Raw genomic sequence first — 20,095 nt, 5'->3', positions numbered from 1 at the left:
TCAGAAAACGATCCGGGTTCTTAGACCGAACAGCGTAATGCTATCCTGCGTGGGGTTCAGCAGCGGGTTAGATATGAACTGCAGTGATGGCGTGATCTGCAGCCCGGGTGATATTGAAAAACGATAGAATGCTTCGAGCGTGAACTGATCACCGTCTATGCCCCTTGCCTCGGCCCAGTTCAGTCCCAGCCCGGCCAGATCGGTATTGCGACCGTAATATCCCAGACCTGCAGAAACGGACCGATCATAAAGCGCCGCTGTCCCTTTTGAGGCCCCTGCCCTGAAGAATGGCATCCATTTATTGCCAACAAACCACGCCGCTGAAAACGCGGCCCCGTAGTCTTCTGGGCGGCTGCCATCGTCGGCTGCATCCGCGTGCCAAAGGGTCAGGTGGATATTGTCAAAGTAGATGCGATCAAAGCCAGAGGTGTAACCAAGCTCGAGTGACTTGAAGAGATTGCCATCGCTAAACACATCAAAGTTTGGATCAGACGGGTCGGCGTTTGCGTCTGAGATGCTCGCAACAGCGTAGAAGTTTTCGCTCAGCTTTACTCCACCGGCAATGCCAAGGCCTTGATTGGGTGTGTTAATAGTCGGGTTGGTATTGAAAGACAGGTTTTGGAAACCACTGTATGGGCTGACCAACCCATAAATGTCCACAAAGTCCGTTACATCAATCTGCCCGACTTGCAGCGTCCACGCGCCGTTCTCGGCCCTTTGCGTCCAGAATAGATTGGTCAGCAGAAAACCATTATCGTTGAAGGCGGTCCCAGTGATCGAAAGTGCTCCGCCATCCAGCCCAAGGAATTGCGGGGCAACATCGGTGTAACTGTGCCGGTCTTCGATCTTGAATGTCAAAGAGCCGCGTTCAGTTGCCTGCCAACTACCGTAAAAACGCGCAATTCCGCTTGCCGCTTCGCCGGTTCCCAGATCAGCATTCGTGGATTGGCCCAATGCCAAGTAGTCAATATTGAAGCGAAAACCTTCCTCGGCCAGTCGGTCTTTCCACTGAAACCAACCTGGTGCGATATTGCGTGGAAAATCGGAACGGTATTGCGGGTCGGTTAGCCCATCTCCGGGCTCTAGATCAGCTTCAACCGAAGATGGCCCGGACAGTCCCTGAGCCGACGCTGCGCCAGCGAAGGCAATGCTCAAAGCGGCAACCAGAAGTCTTATCATTCAGACGCCCTTGCCCTACCGGTCTTGCGAGCTCCCGCCGCCCGGATGCGATCGGAGGCGCGCTGCCTCCATTCAAGCCTGTCTGCTTCAGTCTCCAGAGTTTCGACACGTTCCGTCTCCAACTGGAACGTCGCATTCATAGGCATAAGGCCGTCCACAACCATCATGTTCTGAACAGAAGGATTGATGGTCAAAGTGCCCGTTAGCCGAACAGGTTCGTGGAAATAGCTGGGCGTCCAGTCGCCATTCAACCGCACACGGATCATTTGGTTGGGCGGAGGTGGAGGCATGTGACTGCACATCCCGCGTTCCGGCACCAGATACGCGACAGGTCGCCCGTCCGGATCACTCGGAGCGGGAATGGCAAAGCCCGCGAGTGTGATTGTTTGACCGTCGAATTGCGGATTTCCGTTTGTACCTGCTTTTCTTCGACGTTCCGTCACGACCTCTCGCTGATCCAGCAGCCAGTCGACATCAATCCCATCTGCCACCAAGGCATCCTCAGTCTCGGTCAGAAGCTCTTGCCATTTCTGCCTTTCTTCATTGCTACCAAAGTCCCGCTGCAATCTGCCGCGCAGTCGTACGACGTAAAGGACATCGTCGAATTGTTCGGCGCTAAGTTCGCGATAGGGGTCTTCAAAGACCTGCGCGGACGGGTCAGGCAGGTCAGACCAGTCTAACGCGGTTCCTGGCGTCGCCATGACAGGAAGAGCACACCAAACCAACCCTGCGAATACTACGGAGCGGAAGCAATGTCGCATAAATACTCTCCGGCTGTTCAGACAGGTCAATCCAGTGTGTTTTTGTAGATGACGCCGTCCTTCATGATCAGGCGGATCGTATCTGGGCTTTCAGGCCTCGGGTCGGCACCGAACCATTGATCACCCGTGCCAACAACCGTGAAGTCTTCAAGTGGGTTACCATCGATGAGCAGGATATCCGCATAAGCTCCTTCCTCGATAACGCCCAGTTTTCCGGCGGTATACGGGTTCATAAAGTCACCTGACAAAGCGACCACCTCACCACCCGTCGATGTCAGCGTCACCATCGACGTGTAGGGTCCAAAAAACTCATTGTTCAGGTGCTTCTCGTAGGCAATCTGGATATTGCATGCCTCGACCGAACCAACACAGTCGGTCTGGAACCCTCGCTTCACCGGGCATTCCTTCATATTGTCGATGTAGCCTGCAAATGTAGCCGAGGCGGACTTTGCCTTAGCAAGGCTCGACGGGACGTTTGCCACTGCCGGGATATCGAGCAATCCGGGATCGAAGGCCGTCAGGTTGGTGGTAATGTATGCCCCTTTTTCGTTCATGACTTGGGCAATTTCACAGTCAAACGAGAAGCCATGTTCGATCGACATCACACCCGCATCTAGCGCGCTCAGGATTGCTTCCTTCCGATAGGAATGCGCCATGACATAGCTGCCATACTCGTTTGCCACCTGTACCGCAGCTTTGATTTCCTCAGGCGATCCAGCCAGCAACTGCCACGGATCGAAGGCCGATACGACGCCACCAGATTGCATGAACTTCAACTGCGTCGCGCCCATGCGGAAATTGTTGCGTGCGAACTTGTAAACGTCATCAACACCGCTAATTTCCTGCGCCAAGTTCAGCCTGCTCATGTTTGTTTCAGACCCGGGCGGTGCGGTGAAATTCGCGAAGTCAGCGTGACCACCTCGCGTTCCGATAAATGCACCAGATGGAAAGTAACGCGGGCCGTCAATTTGGCCTGCGTCAATTGCGCGACGTAACCCGCCATTGGCGCCACCCGCATCCCTGACTGTGGTGAAGCCCTGCATCAAATACATCTCGGCCATCCGTGCACCGTGTATGGCAAAGTCCTCCCAGGTTGTGTTGGCCTCCATCGCAGGTAACGTCGGCCCCATCAGCATGAGGTGCGCGTGCAGTTCAATAAACCCGGGGGTCAGTGTCCGTCCCTCTCCATCAATGACCGTAGCATTGGGGGCATCGATCGCATCGGTTGATACGGCCTTAATCAGATTACCCTCGACCAATACGCTGGCATTCTCGATACGCTGTTCCTTCACGCCATCGAAGATATGCACGTTAGTAAACAGCGTTTGGGGTTCTTCTTGATCCTGAGCATGCGCGGACGTTGAAAAAGAAAGAGCTGCAGCGACAATTACCGCCGAGCAAAGGGACATTCGTAGACCGGACATAAGCACTCCCTTCATATTCGTGTTTTGCAAACTGTAGTCCGGAAAATCTTGGCTCGGTTGCCATTTCTGAATTAGAATGTTCGAATGTGATCGTAAAAATGGCCACATTGTAAAACTAATCCAAACGAGGGTGACGAGCTTGCCTTTCAACTCCACCTCTCAAGAGCATAGCGAGGGCTTTATTCGCCTCTCCTTAGCTGCTCCGTTCCTGCAATATCTCACCGAACGTAAGATCAATCCGCAACCAGCATTGGATCAGGTCGGCCTGAAAGCCGAACTGTTGTCTGACCCAGCCGTGTTCGTGCACTCAGAGTTGGTCTATGGTTTGGTAAATGCCTTCTCAGAAGTATCAGGGGATCGATACCTTGGACTGAAAGTAGGGGAGACGTTTGACCTGCAAGAGTGGCCTCCGTTCGCTCAGGCCCTGCAATCGACAAAGACGCTGTTCGAGTTCTTTACCCGTTTCGTGGGGCTTGTACCGCAGGAATCCAATTCTGTGCGACACAGCCTTGTCGTAGAAGCGGACCAAGCGACTTATCGAATCGAAAGGCAACAAGAGCCTACTGTACCGCCGATTCAGGTGACCGGTTTTGGTGCCGCAATCTATGTACGCCTATTGCAGACCGTCGTCGGAGATGCCTGGGATTCTTCTCGTGTGCGATGGGAAAGCAGATACATCAACGGACTACCTATCGATTACAAAGGGATCGAGGTCGGCCTTGGGACCGATCCCGGAATGCAGATTAGTTTCCCTGTAGAATGGTTGTTTTTGCACCATGTCTCTGAGGGCTCTGCCAAGCCCATCGCCTCACCGCGACAAGATGAAGAAGTAACCGTAGTAGCTGCTTTGCGATCTGTTTTACGCGATAAGCTGGATGAAACCGATTTGGGACCAGAGGTGGTGGCTGGATTGTTGGGAATACAGCCGGAACGGTTTCTTAAGGCGCTTCAGCAGCAAGGCACAACGCTGCCCCGCGAAATCAAACGGCTGCGTGTCGATGTCGCCAAGGAACACCTCGGAGAAGACAAAATGACAATAGCTGAGATCGGTCTGATGCTCGGCTACTCCGACAAATCCCATTTCACACGCTTTTTCAGGGGCCAGACCGGAATGACACCGACCAAGTTCCGCCTGGGTTCGTAATTATGTTGCAAATGCTTGGATCAGCTGTGCGAACTTGATCTCGGAACAAAAGCAAAGGCGCGACCAGACTGCCGTCTCGACCGCGCCTTAAATCATTCTATTCGAACGCCATTATTGGCCCGTGGTCTCTACGCACGTTCCCTTGCCCCATCCTGACTTGCTGCCAGAGGCAGAGTAATCGAACGTGCCCTTCTCAGGGTGAACGTTATAATTCAGCGTGTAATCCTCACCGACATACAGATAGGTCAGGGTGTCGAGACCGGGAAACACATCCACATCCTTGTCGATATCCCCGATCGTGATGTGGCCCTTCTGCTGGCCATCATACTTCACAAGCCGAGCGGCCATTTCCGGGTGTTCCGCATCCGGTGCCTCACATTCAAACACCCGCTCCTCAGCGACTGCGGCTGCGGGCAATAGGGCAAGAAGAAGAGCTGCCTTTTTCATTGATTTCCAATCTGTATTCGATCTGTTGCACTGCGGCGGCTATTGACGATTTTGGGCGGAATTTTGTCCAAACTCGGGTCGTTCTGCGGTCTCGTTGCACGCATCTCGTTAGACCAATTCACGTTTGGGTTTCGCCTGCGTTTTGAGGTGAGCCCTAAGCACATTTCCATCGCGTTTTGGGGAGTATCCAACCCAGCATTGAGGGCTCGAAGACAGAGACAATGGGTCTATGCACCCATCAGCTGCTGAAAAATTTCTTAGGGTTCGTCATGGCAACCATTTGGAACCTCAATTTGTGAATTCCAATGCTGAAGGGGGCAGCGCGGGACCGGGCCAACTCTGCCCTACAGCTTTGCCCATAGCGGGACGTGCGGTCGCAGTAGGGTGAAAAACCCTGCGCGCGCTCCCATCTGTTCAGGACAGAAAAAGGAGAGCGTCTGATGCAATGTCCGATTGATGGAACTCAGCTGGTAATCACCGAGCGGAGCGGGGTCGAGATTGATTATTGTCCGCAATGTCGTGGCGTGTGGCTGGACCGTGGAGAACTGGACAAGATCATCGATCGCTCTGCCGACCATACGCCGCCCCCACCGCCGCAGCGGGGTTATGATGACCGATCTGATCACGGATACCGTAAAAAGAAGAAACGCGGCGGCTTTCTGGATGAGCTGTTTGACTTCTAAGACGTTGGCACCGTGATCTGAGAGGGTTTTATCGCTTGTTGTATAGTCACGGGTGAGATGGGTGCGAGCACCCATCCTACGCTTGCTGCAAGTTGGAAGTGTGGGATGTGGCAAATTGAAAAGCAATGGTGTGAGATAAGTGCGAACACCAACCAAGCACATTGCCGTGCTTTCCTTCAGGTAGAATCTTCTCTAGTCAAACACCAACGATTGAGTGGGAGAAGGGATTTGGAGAGCTTCATAGGTTGGCTAGTTTCTTCAGGTTTTGCAGCGGCATTGATAGTCGGAATTGGGTTGCTATTCCGTGAAAGCATATTGAAAGTCGTTGGGGAGCGTGTGGCACTTTCTTCACAGAAAGTTCTGCAAGAAAGACAACATGCGTTTGAGCTTCAAATTAAACAGGTTCAATTGGATTTTGAGCGGTTGAATTCCAAGCAAGACCAAATTCTATCATCTGTTTTAGACGTATCATCTGATCGGGCAAAAGAAGTGTCAAAGCGCGAAATTGAAGCCGCCGAAGCTATTTGGTCGTCAGTGGGTAAGCTTGACGAGTTGTTCGCGCCGGCGCAAATTGCAGAAATTCTAAAATTTGATGAAATTGAAGCCGCTTCATCTAGCGATCGAAAAAAGTTCGAAGAGTTAGCTGAAATGCTGACTAAGACATTTACTCCTGAGTTTGCAAAGGACTTGCGCTGCGACTGGGCGAGGCTGTTCGTCAATGAAAGCGCTTGGGCCTTCTATTCGGCGTACCATTCAATACTGATGACTGGTGCCATTCGATTAAAAACACTGGCAATAGGTGCTCCGCTAACAGGCCCAGAAATCAATTCGGGCTTGAAGAAAGCCATATTGGAAGCGCTCCCCCATCAAGAACCTACTTTCGAAAAATTCCCAGATGTTAGCAGTACGATTTTCCTTCAGGAGATAAAGCAGGCTTTGGTTATCGAGCTCAGGCGATCAATCCAAGGGGAACATTCCTCCAGCGCCGAGGTTAAAAAATCCATTGCAATTTTAGACGCCTTGGCAGCAAAAGGCGGTGGAGACGCACGATACCCAGTTGCGGCTGACTAAGGGCATATCACCGCTTCCTCCGCTTCACATTCCCACCCCGCTGCCCCGGCCTGCCAGCCGTTGACCGCCCCCGCGATTTCACTGCGTCTTCCGAGGCTTTCTCGACCGCCCATTGGCGCGCCATGGGGTCGTCGGCGACGGCCAGATCGACCGCTTCCAGACGTTTGATCTCATCCCGGATATTGGCGGCCTCTTCGAATTCCAGGTTCTCGGCGGCTTTGCGCATTTGGTCACGCAATCCGTCCAGATGCGCCTCGAGATTCGCGCCGTGCATCGGTTTGTCGATCGTGGCGGTGACGCGGTTCATGTCGACATCGCCTTCGTAGAGACCGGCCAGAACGTCCTCGACGTTCTTCTTCACGGTCTCAGGCGTGATGCCGTGTTCTTCGTTATAGGCGAGCTGTTTGGCGCGGCGGCGGTTGGTTTCGCCCAAGGCGCGCTCCATCGAGCCGGTGATCTTGTCGGCATACATGATCACCCGCCCATCGGCGTTGCGCGCGGCGCGACCGATGGTCTGGATCAGTGAGGTTTCCGAGCGCAGGAAACCCTCTTTATCCGCGTCCAGAATGGCGACCAGTCCGCATTCTGGGATGTCGAGCCCTTCGCGCAGCAGGTTGATCCCGACCAGCACGTCGAAGGCCCCCAGCCGCAGGTCGCGCAGGATTTCGATGCGTTCCAGCGTATCGATGTCCGAGTGCATATAGCGGACCTTGATGCCCTGTTCGTGCAGGTATTCGGTCAGGTCCTCGGCCATGCGTTTGGTCAGCGTTGTCACCAGCGTGCGGAATCCGTTGGCGGCCACCTTGCGCACCTCGTCCAGCAGGTCGTCCACCTGCATCGACACCGGGCGGATTTCAACCTCTGGGTCCAGTAGACCCGTGGGGCGGATCACTTGTTCGGTGAAGACACCGCCGGTCTGTTCGATCTCCCACTTCGCCGGGGTGGCCGAGACAAAGACGGATTGCGGGCGCATGGCGTCCCATTCCTCGAACTTCAGCGGGCGATTGTCCATGCAGGATGGCAGGCGGAACCCGTGTTCCGCCAGCGTGAACTTGCGCCGATAGTCGCCACGGTACATGCCGCCGATCTGCGGGACACTGACATGGGACTCGTCGGCGAAGACAATCGCGTTGTCCGGAATGAATTCGAACAGGGTTGGCGGCGGTTCGCCCGGCGCACGGCCCGTGAGGTAGCGTGAGTAGTTCTCGATCCCGTTACAAACGCCGGTGGCCTCAAGCATTTCCAGATCGAAGTTCGTACGCTGTTCCAGCCTTTGAGCTTCCAGCAGCTTGCCCTCGCCAACCAGCTGGTCCAACCGGATGCGGAGTTCCTTTTTGATCCCGATAATCGCTTGGTTCATTGTTGGCTTCGGCGTGACGTAGTGCGAATTCGCATAGACCCGCACCTGCTCCATCGTTGCCGCGCGTTCGCCGGTCAGCGGGTCGAACTCGGTGATGGTTTCCAGTTCCTCGCCGAAGAACGAGAATTTCCAAGCACGGTCCTCAAGGTGGGCCGGCCAGATTTCCAGGGAATCGCCACGCACCCGGAAGGACCCGCGCTGGAAAGCCTGATCGTTGCGGCGGTACTGTTGGGCAACCAGATCAGCCATCACCTGCCTCTGGTCATACTCATGACCCACCTTCAGATCCTGTGTCATCGCTCCATAGGTCTCGACCGAACCGATACCGTAGATGCACGAGACCGAGGCGACGATGATCACGTCATCGCGTTCCAGCAGCGCCCGCGTGGCCGAGTGGCGCATCCGGTCGATCTGTTCGTTGATCTGCGATTCTTTCTCGATGTACGTGTCCGACCGCGGCACATAGGCTTCTGGCTGGTAATAGTCGTAATAGGAAACGAAATACTCGACCGAGTTCTCTGGGAAGAAGCCCTTGAATTCCCCGTACAGCTGCGCTGCCAGCGTCTTATTTGGCGCCAGGATGATCGCAGGCCGCTGCGTTTCTTCAATCACCTTGGCCATGGTGAAGGTCTTGCCCGTCCCGGTCGCACCCAGCAGGACCTGATCTCGCTCACCATCATTCACACCGCCTGCCAGCTCTTTAATCGCCGTCGGCTGGTCGCCAGCCGGTGCGAACTCGGTGTGCATGACGAACTGCTTGCCGCCCTCCAGTTTCAGACGCGCGCGCACGTCGTCTGCGGTCAGTTGAGTCTTGTCGGAATGGGCATAGGGCATGGGCGGGCTCCGGGTCAGGCCCCTACATTTGTTCTTATTTTGTCCATCTGCAAGGGCTGATCTGGATTCATTTTCAGCTAAGCGGTCCGGGGTTGGGCGTCGGGGTGCGTTTGAACCTTCGCCGCCAAGGTCGACAGGTTCTCGGCCAGTACGCGACCCATCATCATCTTCAACAGGGTTTGTCCCATTAGCCAGCCCAACGGTCCATATTTCATACGAAAATCCATACTCCAGATAACACGGCTGCGCGTGTCGGACAGCGGTGTGATGGCAATCGCCGCCTGTGCTTCGCGCAGAGGCATCGCCACCTGCGACAACCGCACAGTGTAGCCGCGGTCGACCTGCCAATCCGTCACCTCTTCGACCAATGATGTGCCGTTCGCGAAGTGACACCGGCGCTGTGATCCAACACCATCCGATCCGGCAGTCAAAGCATCAACCGATGTCACCTGCGGGGCAAACTCATCGATATGCATAAAGCGGCGGAGGATAGCCCAAATCTCATTGGGTCGGGCGTTGATGTCGAGGTGGCGTTCTTGGTGAAGCATCCTGCTGTCCTTTTATGTCTGCGCGCTTTCTACCCCGAACTAATGACAATACCTGTCATTAGGCAGTCCATGCGACCCGCGACAATTGTCATCTTGTCCCGGCGCGCGCTCTGACGCATAAACAGCTTCAGCCAAGTGAGTACGGAGAGGCGACATGCGCGCACGGATTTACCAGCCTTCGCGAAACGCGATGACCTCGGGGATGGCCAAAACCCGCAAATGGGTTCTGGAATACGCCCCGGCTTCTGCGCGTGAGGTCGATCCGCTGATGGGCTGGACCTCGTCCAATGACACCCAAACGCAGGTGCGTCTGAAGTTCGATACCAAGGAAGAGGCGCTGGACTATGTCAAAGACAACGGTATCGACGCGCAGGTATGCGAGCCGCACAAGCGCAAGCCGAACCTGCGGGCGCGCGGCTATGGTGAGAATTTCGCCACTGACCGGCGCGCTCCCTGGACCCACTGACAAGGCCCAGTGAATGATCGACATCCGCCAAGCAGACCCCGGCGCCAAGGATCTGCGCCCGATCATTCAAGCGCATCTCGCCCATAGCTGGGACGCGACACCGCAAACCTCAAATCATACGCTGGACATTGATGCCCTGCGCGAGCCGGGCATTCGCTTTTGGGCTATTTATGAGGCGGGTAAGCCCTTGGGTTGTGGTGCGCTTAAGGCGCTGCCGGATGGCACTGCCGAAGTTAAATCGGTGCACGTGGTTGCTGCTGCGCGCGGCCGAGGATTGGCGCGTGTGATCATGAACCATCTTGCCGATCTGGCCCGAGCCGAGGGCGTTTCCGCACTTGTCCTGGAAACTGGCGCAAATCATCTCTCGGAATATGACGCAGCACGCAAGCTATATGAAACATTGGGATATTCCTATTGCGGTCCGATCTACGGCTATGACGCCGATCCAAACAGCGCGTTTATGCGGTTGGACCTTACGTCCAGCCCAAAACGCTGAGGGAAAAGCTGTATGCACCCGCTTGGTGCAGTCTGACCGACCGCTTTGAATTCAGATATAAGGGCCGTACCCTTGCCCCGTTTCGAAAAACATCTGAAAAAATGGCGAGCCGTGGAGGACTCGAACCCCCGACCTGAGAATTAGAAGTTCCCTGCTCTAATCCAGCTGAGCTAACGGCCCGGTCTTGTTCCGTTTGTATCAGTCAATCCATTAAGATTGTCAACTTGATAGGGGGCAAGCTTGTTCTTTCAAAAAGGTTATTTCCATCAGGGTATTGGCCGAATCTGGCAGACCTCTCGGCAAGAGACATCGAACCTACCTGCAGTTCAAACTTGCAGCCCAGCGCGCCCTGCGTCACGTTTGAAATCACAAATTGTGATTCCAAACGGATATGATGACGAACCCGGAAAACCTGCCCAGCCCTCAAGAGGTCCAAAACGCCATTCATCGGGTGCGCGGTGTACGCGTGGTTCTGGCAGAAGATCTGGCGCAGTTTTACGGAAAATCCGTCAGCGCCTTCAATCAGGCCGTCTCGCGCAATAAGGATCTGTTCGAAGGCTACCGCTTTCAGCTTTCCGACGCTGAGGTCGCGGATTTGCAATCACAGAATGTGATCTCAAAACCCGAAGGCCGCGGTGGCCGACGGGTCAATCCCTGGGTCTATACCGACTACGGCGTAGCTATTGCCTCGACTTTGTTTAAAGATCCGCGCGCGATCAGGATCACGCGGATGATCACCGAAGCCTTTGTTGACGGCACCAATGCGCTAGCGGAAACCCCGCGCAACCCGCCTGAGATTCTGCCACCGCAAAATGCCCCTACGCCGTTGCTTCCAAATGGGGATCAACTGCGTGATCTGGCCGAAAACATCCTTGATTCCGGACAGCAAAGCCTTGTGGACTACATCGCCAATCCCACCACCAAACGGCAGCAGGCGGTGGCAGTGATCATGAAGACCCTCGCGGAAACGGCGGGCGAAGAGGTTCGCACACAACATGACCGTCTGCGCCTGAGCATCGCCGAACGGCTGGCCAGCGGAGACTATGCCGACGATGATGACCGGAAAAAACTGCTTGAGCTGCTGCACGCCATGAAAGACTGACCGCCTTAAAGGCCCAGCTCTGCCCGCGCCTTTCTGGTCAGCTTAGCTACGACCAGATCGTATGAGATTACAATATGATCTCGCAGCGACGCGTCGCTCATGCCACGTTCATCGTAAACCTGCAGCCATTTCATACCTCGCGATGCCAGATAGGGCGCTGGGCGGATACCTGGCTCATCTCCGAGGACCTCAAAGGCAAGATCGGTGGCCTTGAAGGTAAACGCATCCTTTCCGTCGTTCCAACCACAGATGGCAAAGACTTTGCCGCCTACTTTCCAGACATCTGCGTTGCCCCACTGCACGACATGGCTGGTGGCTTTGAGGTCCGAGCAAAAGGCATTGAATTCATCACGAGTCATCGCGGCGACTGTGGCGCTCTGGTCAGGACAAGGCAAGACCCGCTTTGCGGGCGCAACTTTCTTTACCCAGCATTAAGCTAGCTGCGCCAAATCATAGGTGATGTATAACTGTAATTCTCCCCTCTCGCCTGAGGTTTGGCTCAGTGATCTATTCGCCTCCAAGGCGGTGCAGCAAGGTGGCGTAATCCGTCGCAAGGCGCGCGATATAGAGCGATTTGCCGGGATGGAGCGTTTTATGGCCGAAATCAATCGTCGCGGTTATCAAGTGGCGGAAAACTCGGGCCAGATCGTAATCTTCTGCAACCGCGCACCCGTGCGTTGGCTCACCTGAGCCACGCAACGCTTTCTTGAAAAGAAAGCGCCCCGAAATCTTTTCAAGATTTCGCCCCCCACCGATTCAAGGCTTCAAAAACTTTGCCGTTCCGACAGTGCGCTGTTTCGGGGTCTGAAGATTCCGGGGATTGGCTTGGATATCTCCCGGCATCGCGACATTGCGTGGTTTCTGCAAGGCAAACGAGCCACAGGCGACACCATCGCCATCGGGATCATTGCGCTTATGATATCCGGGCCTCCCTTCGCGAAAAGGCCCGAAACCCAGCATCTCCACCGCATCACACCCAGCCAGCGCCACCAGATGGATCACCGCTTCATGACGTTCGTAGTCTGAAACGCGCAGGTAGACACCGATTGCGATCATTCCTGTGGTTAAGGGCAAGGCCAGCACCATCAGTAGAATACGCACCGGAGACAGAGCCTGCCTGCGCAACGCGTCTGCCCGCCGTTGCCGCCGTGTAAGACGAGGGTTCGGATCGGTGTCTTTCGTTTGTTTCCCGGTTGTCATGCCATAGGTCTTACACGCGGTATGTGGCAAAGCCATGGCCGCAATCGGGGTCGGCTTGGAAAAAGCTCGACCTTATCGCACCACATGCACGGCACATTTGGCGTGGCGCACCACATGGGTCGCGGTTGAACCCAACAACAGGTCCTGCATCCCCGGGCGGTGCGAAGCCAGGATGATCAGGTCGGGCTTATTCACTTCGGCCCAGTCAAGAATCGTTCGCCCGGAATGGCCTTCAACCACCAGCCCCTTCGCATTCGGGACGCGCGCCGCCAGAGCATCAAGCTCGGTCTGAATGGCCTTGCGGGCTTCGGACAGATACTCGGCAGGCATGTACGAGATCGCATAATCCGGAATGTGCTCTACCACATGCAGCAGCGTAACCGCAGCCTCGGGCGTCGACAGTAGTTCTGCCAGCTTCAACGCTGCCGAGCTGTCCCGTTCGGCATCAAAGGAAATGGGAACAAGAATGTTATGATACATGGCTCGCGCCTCCGTAGTTGTGCCGCTATACTGCGCGACCGGTGGTGGCCGTGCATTGACTCAGATCAGGTCTCACCGAATGTCTCGGCGACGTCGTACATCACGGGTTCAAAGCTCTTGCACAGCTCGTTAACCCTGCGATTCCGCTCTCGCATTTCCGGTGTGCGCAACATCGCCAGGAAATCCTCGCGGCGCTCCCATTGTGAATAATTGGCAATCCGCGTCTGGGCATCATTCACATGCAATCCGGCTGAAATGAAACCCGGCTGTTTCGAAATGAACTCGGCATAAGCATCGGTCAGCGCCTCAAGAAGGTCCTGGCAGGTTCCGGGGGTCATCTCGAAGGTGGTGATGACAGTCTGATAGCTGTTGGTTTTGGAAATCTGCGGCATAAGGCTCCTCCTTTATAGCTGACCCGAGCCTAGCACAGCTTTTGAAAACGCCACCCTTTTCCTGCACATAGACAATGTTTTTGGATCAAAAAATCTTTCTCGAAGATGAACAAGAAACTAACCATCCGTTAACCATGTCTGCCGATGCTGCCCCCATGGCTCGTCTGGTTCTCGTCATTCCGCTGCTTTTTATGGTGTGCACTCCGGCATGGTCCGGTGCGTGGCTCCGCAAGAAGGGGTCAAGCTTCACCGCGTTATCTGTGACCGCTTTCAAAGAGGAAGACGTCTACAAGTACAAATCCTCGCTTTATACCGAGTGGGGATTGCGGCCGAAACTCACGATCGGACTGGATGCCGAGGAGCATCAGGATTTGTATGGGCACGCGCTGGTCTTTGCCCGCGTGCCGGTTGCAGACATGGGGTCAGCAGGGCGTCTGGCGGCTGAGTTCGGCGTTGGCGCGCACCATCGCCAGTACAGTAGTTGGGCAATGTACAAAGCAACACTTTCATACGGCAAAAGCATTCAAACCGGATTGGGAGGCGGATGGATCAATGTCGACGCCGCGCTCGAAAACCGCACCCATGAGGCAGTGATCCGCAAATTGGATTTCACGGCCGGTCTGTCCTCGGGTCGACGGTTTGACCCGCTCCTGCAGATCGAAACTTCTTATGTTTCGGACCGACCATGGTACTGGAGGGTGCGACCTTCGCTGATGTATCGCCCAAAGACGGGCAAACTCACCTGGATTCTGGGTGCCGAGCGCAATTCGGCTGATGATAACATCGGGATCAAATTTGGATTGTGGCGCAGCTATTAAAGATGGGCCACCTACATTCAGGCGGCCCACCACATCAATCAGGTATCAATCCGCAGAATGGTCGAAACCGCACCACGCAAGCTTTCGGACCAGCGCAGGCGGATATCGCTCTGGCCCGATCCCTGTCGCAACTCGACATATGGCGCGGTATAGCGCACCGCATTCAACGATGTCCTGAGGCTTCCCAGGGCAACAACCGCATCACACCCGCGCGCCCTGCCCCCGAACGGCAATTGGCCCTGCGAACTGACGGTCCAGGCTGATGACGGTGAGCTTTGCGTGTGCTGCAGCCGCAATGGATTGGCGCAAGGCGTTTCGATGCCGTGGAACGTATTGTTCTCGAAACACACCCTCTTGTGCCTTTCCGGATCAAGATCGGCAAAACTGGTATCGACCCGGTCCACTCGGTCGATCCGCACGTTGTTGACGCGGAACTTGTTGCCGGTGACGGTCAGCCCGTTCAAAAAATGCCCTGTGCCATGGGGGCGGATCACCAGATAGCTGAACCAGGGGGCAACATCGCTGGCATAAAAGATGTTATCCGTGATGCTCAGCGCGCTGAACGAGAAGCTGGTGAAGTAATCCGGGTTGGCATCGTGCTCGTTGGTCCATTCGATAAAACAGTTATCGACATAGTTCTCGGCGATGGACGAACTGTTATAGCCGCCGATGATCACCAACCCGGCGTTGCGCACCCCGTTCGCGACGTTGTCGCCCTGGAAGAAGTGGTTGCCCAGCACCAGATTGTTGTCGCCACTTAGCACCGCGAAATGATGGAACCGCGTGGCCCGGTTGTGGCGCAGCTTGACGTCGTTGGCATTGGCGTTCAGCGCGATTGAGCTTCGGTCCGGCACGTCCAGACTTTCCTCGGTCGATAGGAACTGACAGCCATCGATCAGCATCCCCTGACATCCGCGCCCGATTGATGTGATACCCCGGTCCTTCGGGCGACTGATGAAACAGTCTTTCAGTACAAAAGTGTTCCCGCCCGGAGACAGCCGGATCGCGCTGCACCGACCGTTACACTGAAACTCGATCCCTTCCATGTTGAACTTCTGCAGCGCACTGAAACCGCTGAAATCCAGCAGGTACTTGAACGATGTGAAGGTGAAGGTCTGCGTCCCCGCAGCATCATAGGTCGGCGCGCTCAGCGTGATCTCACCCGTGCTTTCGTTTTTCGACCGCACATAAACCTCGCGCCCAACACCACTGCCGGTGACCAGCGAGCCCACAGGGATATTGGCCACATTGGCCACATTGGTCAGCGTATCGGGATCAGACGGGCTGTAAGTCGCGATCGAAGTGAAGGTTTCGGTATCCCAGGCCGAGCTGCTTTTGACGTCAAACTGCCCGTTGCGCACCACGCGACGGGTGGCATAGCCTGTCCGGTTCGGCACTGCCGCCGCCATATCGATGGGTTCGGTCACCGCAATCTTGCGCCCGCCCAGATCCAGCGATTCATGGTCCGAGCTGTTCAGCAACGCCTGAAACGCTTTTTTAAACGCCAGCATTTCATCACCAAAGGCGGTGATATAGGTGGGCAGATCGAAATTCTTGGTCAGCAGCAACATCTTGTCGACCGGCATCGTGACGGTGCCGTCAAATGCGACCTCGGACGCCATGTTAGTGTTCTCTTCCAGCCGGAACTCACCTTGCGGAATATAAACCTTGCGCCCGTTCGCTGCCTGATCCGCCGCCTCAAACGCTGCCGAGTCATCGGTGACCCCGTCACCCACAGCGCCGAAATCGCGCACGTCGACCAGACCAATCAAATCGCGCAGGAAGACCGAGGTCACATCAGTGATCTCGATATCATCCACCCGCACCACCGCACCGTTGGTGCCTTCGATATCCAATCCAAAATGGCCATAAAGCACCGCATTGCCCCAGGGCATGTCCACGCCGGGCCGCAGGCCTGTGCCCACGATGGCCGTCACCTCATGCACAGTGCCATAGCCGGTCAGCTGCACCGCCGGACCCTGCTCGGCCAATCCATCCACATGCGCATCTCCGGCTCCTCCGGCCCAGCCGGCAATCCGCACCTCGGGAAGCGGCCCGCTGATCGCCTTCACGCGCGCCTTGATCTGCAGATAGCAGCCCGGCAACAAAGGTGTCTGCCCCATATAGCGCAGCCGCTGAGGCTCTGCCGTTTTGTAAATCTCCAGACAGCCTGCGAAATCCGCATCCGCCGGAACGAACACCCCCGTCCCCGACCCCTCATAGGTCGGAGAGCCCGGCGTGCCGTCGCCACTGGACCAAACCCCAAGACCAGCCGCATAGGCGGGCGGCATGAACACGATGCCGTCGGTGATTGCCTTGTTCATATAAAATCCCTTTCCCAATCGCGCCAAGCACGCGCGCCAAAACCCGATACAGCCCGGGCCCTGAGCCCAAGCGCATGGGTCTGAGTATCGAAAAGGGATTAATCGCGACTCTTATCACCGTGACGGTGGTGTTGCCTCAGGCCGCCGGGTCGGAGTTGCCCAGCAACTGTACACCGTTGATCTTCCAGCCGTTTTCCTGCTGGATCATCTGGTAGTCCAGCAGATGCACCCGTCCGTCACCATCAGTGATCATGACCTTCTGCCACAGGGCTCCGCTAATCTCGCGCAGCTCCAGAAACCTCACATCCGCAGGCCGCCAGACCATAGGATAGCCGCGGCGCACCATGGTCCCGAAATTCTCGGGATCGCCGAACAGCCGCTGGATATTGGGGCTGGCAAAGGTGAAGGCGGTGGCAAAGTCATCCGCCTTGAAGGCCTGAATCTGCGCCGAGATATTGGCCTCAATCTCGTCACTCTGAGCAAAAACTCCGGATGCTAGTCCGGCACTCAGGGATACAGCAAGCAATAGTCGACGCATGGGGCCACCTCCTGATGCAAGGGTAGCCCCACACTGGATCAGGTCAAATCAGATCGGCGCAACACCAGATCGGATGATGGATTACATCCCCATCCCGGGTGATGGAGCATCGTAGCCCGGGGCTTCATCCATCGTAAGTTCGTTGTTCAGTGCCCGGTCAATTAGCTCTATGGTCTCGTCTAATCCATAAAGCGCGATGAACCCACCGAAGCGCGGGCCCTGCGATGCCCCCAGCAGCACCTCATAAAGCGCCGTGAACCAGCCGCGCATCGGATCAAACCGCTCGCGCCCGATGGAATAGACCACCGATTGCAGCGCTTCATCTTCGATCGGCCCGTCATAGGCCTCCAAGGCCGCCTTCAATGCTTCCAGCGCCTCACGTTCCTGATCCGTCGGCGCGCGATGCTGGCGCGTCGGCTTGACGAAATCGTTGAAGTACCTCACTGCAAAGCCCGCCGCCTGATCCAGATCGGGATGGGTCTCGGCAGTGGCCTCGGGCGCATAACGGCGGATAAAGCCCCACAGCGCCTCCTTGTCCTCGGCCCCAGACACGGACGCCAGGTTCAACAGCATCGCAAACGGAACCATCAGGGTGGATTCCGGAACGTCGCCACCATGGATATGCCAGACGGGATTATTCAGCTGAGCCTTCAGGTCCTGTCCCGGATAGGCCCGCAACTGTTGATGATATTCATCATACGCCTTCGGGATCACATCGAAATGCATCCGCTTCGCGGTCTTGGGCTTTTGATACATGAAATAGGCCAGCGACTCGGTGGGCGCATAGGTCAGCCATTCATCGATCGAAACACCATTGCCCGACGACTTCGAAATCTTCTGGCCGTTCTCATCCAGAAACAGTTCATAGCTGAAATGTTCCGGCGCACGACCGCCCAAAGCCCGGCAGATCGCGTCATAGATCTTTTCGTTAGTGGCATGTTCCTTGCCATACATCTCGAAATCCACGCCCAACGCCGCCCAGCGCGCGCCAAAATCAGGCTTCCACTGCAGCTTCACATTGCCGCCAGTCACGGGCAGCGTCCATTCCTTGCCATCCTCGTCATCGAAGGTGACAGTGTAGGTATCGGCGCAAACCTTCTTCATCGGCACATACAGAACCCGCCCGGTCTCGGGATGGATCGGCAGGAAGATCGAGTAGGTCTGCTGACGTTCTTCCCGCAGGCTTTTCAGCATGATGGCCATCACGTCGTCATACTTCTCAACGGCGCGCTTCAGGATCTCGTCGAACTGGCCCGAGCGGTAAAACTCACGCGCCGAATAGAACTCATACTCGAACCCGAAAGTATCGAGGAACCGGCGCAGCATCGCATTGTTATGCTCACCAAAGCTGTCATATTCACCAAACGGGTCCGGCACCGAGGTCAGCGGACATTGCAGATAATCCTGCAGCGCCTCGGGGTTCGGCACATTGCTGGGCACTTTCCGCATCCCATCCAGATCGTCCGAGAAACAGATCAGCTTGGTCGGGATATCCGACAGCGCCTCAAACGCGCGCTTGACCATCGTGGTCCTCGCCACCTCACCAAAGGTGCCGATATGCGGCAGACCTGATGGGCCATAGCCCGTCTCAAACAGCACATATCCCTTCTCCGGAGCGCCCTGCTTATACCGTTTGAGCAACCGCCGCGCCTCTTCAAACGGCCACGCCTTGGACGTCATCGCGGTTTCACGCAGGTCAGACATTTGGATACTCCATCGGGAAACGTGCCAGACACCCCATGCGCCCGGACCGGCCCCTGTTATTGTGCAGGTGCAGTATGAGTCAATAAAGGGTGGTGATTTTCATGCCTCTATGAGCATGAACAGCGTGCAATCCATATCTGGTCTTGGTTACAAGTGTCCGCAGCACGGGGCATTGCGGCATTCTGAAAAACGTAGTCTGTTGATCGCTCTCGCGGATTTGCAAGCAAGGCAAAAGATTAAATCGACATAAGCCATTTCCTGAAAATTCTCACGGTGACCCGTTCCTGATCGCCGGGGCGGCAGACGAAGTAGAGCCCCCGATCCAATGGAACCCGGCTTTCATCGAGGCGGATCAAGCGACCAAGTTCCAAATCCCTCTCCGCCAAGAGATGTCTTGCCAACGCTACACCTTGCCCGTCAATCGCAGCCTCCAACAGAACCGCGCTGTCCACGTACTTGATGCTCTGCGAATTGATCCGGTCAGCGCCCAGCCCGACCTGCGCAGCCCAGCTTTCCCACCCGACGTTGTAGGCATCATGCAAGAGTGGAAGATCAGCCACATTCTCGGCAGGCATCGGCAGTCGGGTTTTACCAACAAGGGATGGCGCTGCTACAACAATCAGGTCCTCTTGTCTTATCTGCTCATGATAGAGCCCGTCCCAACCGGGTTCCCCGAACCGCAGGGCGACATCGACCTCAGACGCATCAAAATCCGCAAATCGATCATTTGTGTCCAGCAGCAACGCGATACCCGGATGTTCTTGCTGAAATGAACTGAGCAACGGGACAAGCCATTTAAGCGCCAGCGATGTTGACAACGACACCGTAATCGACTGGCGGTGATGCAGCCGCTTCACCTCCATCACGCCCAGTTGCAACGCCGAAAATGCCCCGCGCGTCGATTGATGCAGAAGCTCCCCGGCACTGGTCAGTTCAACCCCATTTGGGCGGCGATGAAAAAGCGTTACGCCAAGATGCAGTTCCAGCAGCTTAATTTGCCGACTGATCGCCCCGTGGGTGACGTTCAGAACATCCGCTGCCTTGGTCAGGCTGGAGTGGGTTGCGGTTTCATCAAAGGCCTGAAGGGCACGTAGATGTCTAAGGTTCTCCGGCATGTGAGAAAA

At 55.8% G+C, this 20,095-nt stretch carries 22 protein-coding genes and 1 tRNA gene; 8 read left to right on the top strand and 15 right to left on the bottom strand.

The features are described from left to right. The 3 genes from ACR0DK_RS15945 to ACR0DK_RS15935 form a co-directional block, all read right to left on the bottom strand. Positions 1-1,179: a carbohydrate porin gene (locus tag ACR0DK_RS15945; RefSeq protein WP_223117587.1), complete on the bottom strand. Its 1,179-nt coding sequence runs from the start codon at positions 1,177-1,179 to the stop codon at positions 1-3. Continuing rightward, complete coding sequence (locus ACR0DK_RS15940) at positions 1,176-1,880, bottom strand: DUF3299 domain-containing protein (RefSeq protein ID WP_480737043.1); 705 nt, start codon at positions 1,878-1,880, stop codon at positions 1,176-1,178. The genes ACR0DK_RS15945 and ACR0DK_RS15940 overlap by 4 nt, the downstream gene beginning before the upstream one ends. A gap of 86 nt (positions 1,881-1,966) precedes the next feature. Continuing rightward, positions 1,967-3,364 carry an amidohydrolase family protein gene (locus ACR0DK_RS15935; protein WP_480737042.1) on the bottom strand — a complete coding sequence of 466 codons (1,398 nt, stop codon included), beginning with the start codon at positions 3,362-3,364 and terminating at the stop codon, positions 1,967-1,969. A 76-nt stretch (positions 3,365-3,440) separates the two neighbouring features. Here ACR0DK_RS15935 and ACR0DK_RS15930 point away from each other — a divergent pair, with 76 nt between their 5' ends. Then, positions 3,441-4,508 (top strand): helix-turn-helix domain-containing protein, encoded by a 1,068-nt coding sequence (locus tag ACR0DK_RS15930; RefSeq protein WP_480737040.1) that lies wholly within the window; start codon positions 3,441-3,443, stop codon positions 4,506-4,508. A 111-nt stretch (positions 4,509-4,619) separates the two neighbouring features. Here the strand turns inward: ACR0DK_RS15930 and ACR0DK_RS15925 are convergent, their stop codons facing one another. Then, positions 4,620-4,955 (bottom strand): hypothetical protein, encoded by a 336-nt coding sequence (locus tag ACR0DK_RS15925; protein ID WP_170514092.1) that lies wholly within the window; start codon positions 4,953-4,955, stop codon positions 4,620-4,622. Between the two features lie 440 nt (positions 4,956-5,395). On the opposite strand from ACR0DK_RS15925, the gene ACR0DK_RS15920 reads away from it, so the two are divergent. Continuing rightward, positions 5,396-5,638, top strand: a complete 243-nt coding sequence (locus tag ACR0DK_RS15920) for a TFIIB-type zinc ribbon-containing protein (protein WP_170408258.1) — start codon at positions 5,396-5,398, stop codon at positions 5,636-5,638. Positions 5,639-5,743: 105 nt separating this feature from the next. After that, positions 5,744-6,709 carry a hypothetical protein gene (locus tag ACR0DK_RS15915; RefSeq protein ID WP_480737037.1) on the top strand — a complete coding sequence of 322 codons (966 nt, stop codon included), beginning with the start codon at positions 5,744-5,746 and terminating at the stop codon, positions 6,707-6,709. A gap of 7 nt (positions 6,710-6,716) precedes the next feature. Here the strand turns inward: ACR0DK_RS15915 and uvrB are convergent, their stop codons facing one another. Beyond that, positions 6,717-8,903: an excinuclease ABC subunit UvrB gene (gene uvrB / locus ACR0DK_RS15910; RefSeq protein ID WP_480737035.1), complete on the bottom strand. Its 2,187-nt coding sequence runs from the start codon at positions 8,901-8,903 to the stop codon at positions 6,717-6,719. Positions 8,904-8,980: 77 nt separating this feature from the next. After that, positions 8,981-9,451 (bottom strand): SRPBCC family protein, encoded by a 471-nt coding sequence (locus tag ACR0DK_RS15905; protein WP_480737033.1) that lies wholly within the window; start codon positions 9,449-9,451, stop codon positions 8,981-8,983. 154 nt (positions 9,452-9,605) lie between these two features. Between ACR0DK_RS15905 and ACR0DK_RS15900 the strand changes: the two genes are divergently transcribed. Then, positions 9,606-9,917 carry an ETC complex I subunit gene (locus ACR0DK_RS15900; RefSeq protein WP_480737031.1) on the top strand — a complete coding sequence of 104 codons (312 nt, stop codon included), beginning with the start codon at positions 9,606-9,608 and terminating at the stop codon, positions 9,915-9,917. Between the two features lie 13 nt (positions 9,918-9,930). Continuing rightward, positions 9,931-10,413, top strand: a complete 483-nt coding sequence (locus ACR0DK_RS15895; RefSeq protein WP_170408263.1) for a GNAT family N-acetyltransferase — start codon at positions 9,931-9,933, stop codon at positions 10,411-10,413. Positions 10,414-10,515: 102 nt separating this feature from the next. Here ACR0DK_RS15895 and ACR0DK_RS15890 read toward each other — a convergent pair. Continuing rightward, positions 10,516-10,593, bottom strand: a tRNA-Arg gene (locus ACR0DK_RS15890). A 214-nt stretch (positions 10,594-10,807) separates the two neighbouring features. On the opposite strand from ACR0DK_RS15890, the gene ACR0DK_RS15885 reads away from it, so the two are divergent. Further along, complete coding sequence (locus ACR0DK_RS15885; RefSeq protein WP_170514072.1) at positions 10,808-11,515, top strand: ORF6N domain-containing protein; 708 nt, start codon at positions 10,808-10,810, stop codon at positions 11,513-11,515. Between the two features lie 5 nt (positions 11,516-11,520). Here ACR0DK_RS15885 and ACR0DK_RS15880 read toward each other — a convergent pair whose 3' ends face one another. Then, on the bottom strand, positions 11,521-11,874 hold the full coding sequence (locus tag ACR0DK_RS15880) for an MmcQ/YjbR family DNA-binding protein (protein WP_170423840.1): 354 nt from the start codon (positions 11,872-11,874) through the stop codon (positions 11,521-11,523). Between the two features lie 100 nt (positions 11,875-11,974). On the opposite strand from ACR0DK_RS15880, the gene ACR0DK_RS15875 reads away from it, so the two are divergent. Continuing rightward, positions 11,975-12,205, top strand: a complete 231-nt coding sequence (locus ACR0DK_RS15875) for an aspartate aminotransferase (protein WP_170396104.1) — start codon at positions 11,975-11,977, stop codon at positions 12,203-12,205. 66 nt (positions 12,206-12,271) lie between these two features. Here the strand turns inward: ACR0DK_RS15875 and ACR0DK_RS15870 are convergent, their stop codons facing one another. From ACR0DK_RS15870 to ACR0DK_RS15860, 3 genes are all read right to left on the bottom strand, one after another. Then, entirely contained in the window at positions 12,272-12,715 is a 444-nt protein-coding gene (locus tag ACR0DK_RS15870) for an excalibur calcium-binding domain-containing protein (protein ID WP_255612008.1), read from the bottom strand. Between the two features lie 72 nt (positions 12,716-12,787). Further along, positions 12,788-13,195 carry a universal stress protein gene (locus ACR0DK_RS15865; RefSeq protein ID WP_170395959.1) on the bottom strand — a complete coding sequence of 136 codons (408 nt, stop codon included), beginning with the start codon at positions 13,193-13,195 and terminating at the stop codon, positions 12,788-12,790. 65 nt (positions 13,196-13,260) lie between these two features. Then, positions 13,261-13,587 (bottom strand): antibiotic biosynthesis monooxygenase family protein, encoded by a 327-nt coding sequence (locus ACR0DK_RS15860; RefSeq protein WP_170395957.1) that lies wholly within the window; start codon positions 13,585-13,587, stop codon positions 13,261-13,263. 134 nt (positions 13,588-13,721) lie between these two features. Here ACR0DK_RS15860 and ACR0DK_RS15855 point away from each other — a divergent pair, with 134 nt between their 5' ends. Further along, a complete protein-coding gene (locus ACR0DK_RS15855) occupies positions 13,722-14,405 on the top strand; it encodes a hypothetical protein (RefSeq protein WP_480737026.1) in 684 nt (227 codons plus the stop codon). A 38-nt stretch (positions 14,406-14,443) separates the two neighbouring features. Here the strand turns inward: ACR0DK_RS15855 and ACR0DK_RS15850 are convergent, their stop codons facing one another. The 4 genes from ACR0DK_RS15850 to ACR0DK_RS15835 form a co-directional block, all read right to left on the bottom strand. Continuing rightward, positions 14,444-16,729 (bottom strand): glycosyl hydrolase family 28-related protein, encoded by a 2,286-nt coding sequence (locus tag ACR0DK_RS15850; protein ID WP_480737024.1) that lies wholly within the window; start codon positions 16,727-16,729, stop codon positions 14,444-14,446. Between the two features lie 136 nt (positions 16,730-16,865). Continuing rightward, positions 16,866-17,267, bottom strand: coding sequence for a DUF4864 domain-containing protein (locus ACR0DK_RS15845; protein WP_170514055.1), 402 nt, complete (start codon positions 17,265-17,267; stop codon positions 16,866-16,868). A gap of 81 nt (positions 17,268-17,348) precedes the next feature. Further along, positions 17,349-18,971, bottom strand: coding sequence for a lysine--tRNA ligase (locus tag ACR0DK_RS15840; protein WP_480737022.1), 1,623 nt, complete (start codon positions 18,969-18,971; stop codon positions 17,349-17,351). Positions 18,972-19,207: 236 nt separating this feature from the next. Beyond that, complete coding sequence (locus ACR0DK_RS15835; RefSeq protein ID WP_480563041.1) at positions 19,208-20,086, bottom strand: LysR substrate-binding domain-containing protein; 879 nt, start codon at positions 20,084-20,086, stop codon at positions 19,208-19,210. Between the last annotated feature and the right edge of the window lie 9 nt (positions 20,087-20,095).

Source organism: Ruegeria sp. CE6 (assembly GCF_056537485.1).
The sequence above is the reverse complement of the archived record's forward strand: the minus strand, read 5'-3'. Positions and strand labels throughout refer to the sequence as shown.

Coding starts and splice junctions, on each gene's coding strand:
- ACR0DK_RS15945 (WP_223117587.1), bottom strand. CDS start 1,179: ATGATAAGACTTCTGGTTGCCGCTTTGAGCATTGCCTTCGCTGGCGCA.
- ACR0DK_RS15940 (WP_480737043.1), bottom strand. CDS start 1,880: ATGGCGACGCCAGGAACCGCGTTAGACTGGTCTGACCTGCCTGACCCG.
- ACR0DK_RS15935 (WP_480737042.1), bottom strand. CDS start 3,364: ATGTCCGGTCTACGAATGTCCCTTTGCTCGGCGGTAATTGTCGCTGCA.
- ACR0DK_RS15930 (WP_480737040.1), top strand. CDS start 3,441: ATGTTCGAATGTGATCGTAAAAATGGCCACATTGTAAAACTAATCCAA.
- ACR0DK_RS15925 (WP_170514092.1), bottom strand. CDS start 4,955: ATGAAAAAGGCAGCTCTTCTTCTTGCCCTATTGCCCGCAGCCGCAGTC.
- ACR0DK_RS15920 (WP_170408258.1), top strand. CDS start 5,396: ATGCAATGTCCGATTGATGGAACTCAGCTGGTAATCACCGAGCGGAGC.
- ACR0DK_RS15915 (WP_480737037.1), top strand. CDS start 5,744: ATGTGGCAAATTGAAAAGCAATGGTGTGAGATAAGTGCGAACACCAAC.
- uvrB (WP_480737035.1), bottom strand. CDS start 8,903: ATGCCCTATGCCCATTCCGACAAGACTCAACTGACCGCAGACGACGTG.
- ACR0DK_RS15905 (WP_480737033.1), bottom strand. CDS start 9,451: ATGCTTCACCAAGAACGCCACCTCGACATCAACGCCCGACCCAATGAG.
- ACR0DK_RS15900 (WP_480737031.1), top strand. CDS start 9,606: ATGCGCGCACGGATTTACCAGCCTTCGCGAAACGCGATGACCTCGGGG.
- ACR0DK_RS15895 (WP_170408263.1), top strand. CDS start 9,931: ATGATCGACATCCGCCAAGCAGACCCCGGCGCCAAGGATCTGCGCCCG.
- ACR0DK_RS15885 (WP_170514072.1), top strand. CDS start 10,808: ATGACGAACCCGGAAAACCTGCCCAGCCCTCAAGAGGTCCAAAACGCC.
- ACR0DK_RS15880 (WP_170423840.1), bottom strand. CDS start 11,874: ATGACTCGTGATGAATTCAATGCCTTTTGCTCGGACCTCAAAGCCACC.
- ACR0DK_RS15875 (WP_170396104.1), top strand. CDS start 11,975: ATGTATAACTGTAATTCTCCCCTCTCGCCTGAGGTTTGGCTCAGTGAT.
- ACR0DK_RS15870 (WP_255612008.1), bottom strand. CDS start 12,715: ATGACAACCGGGAAACAAACGAAAGACACCGATCCGAACCCTCGTCTT.
- ACR0DK_RS15865 (WP_170395959.1), bottom strand. CDS start 13,195: ATGTATCATAACATTCTTGTTCCCATTTCCTTTGATGCCGAACGGGAC.
- ACR0DK_RS15860 (WP_170395957.1), bottom strand. CDS start 13,587: ATGCCGCAGATTTCCAAAACCAACAGCTATCAGACTGTCATCACCACC.
- ACR0DK_RS15855 (WP_480737026.1), top strand. CDS start 13,722: ATGTCTGCCGATGCTGCCCCCATGGCTCGTCTGGTTCTCGTCATTCCG.
- ACR0DK_RS15850 (WP_480737024.1), bottom strand. CDS start 16,729: ATGAACAAGGCAATCACCGACGGCATCGTGTTCATGCCGCCCGCCTAT.
- ACR0DK_RS15845 (WP_170514055.1), bottom strand. CDS start 17,267: ATGCGTCGACTATTGCTTGCTGTATCCCTGAGTGCCGGACTAGCATCC.
- ACR0DK_RS15840 (WP_480737022.1), bottom strand. CDS start 18,971: ATGTCTGACCTGCGTGAAACCGCGATGACGTCCAAGGCGTGGCCGTTT.
- ACR0DK_RS15835 (WP_480563041.1), bottom strand. CDS start 20,086: ATGCCGGAGAACCTTAGACATCTACGTGCCCTTCAGGCCTTTGATGAA.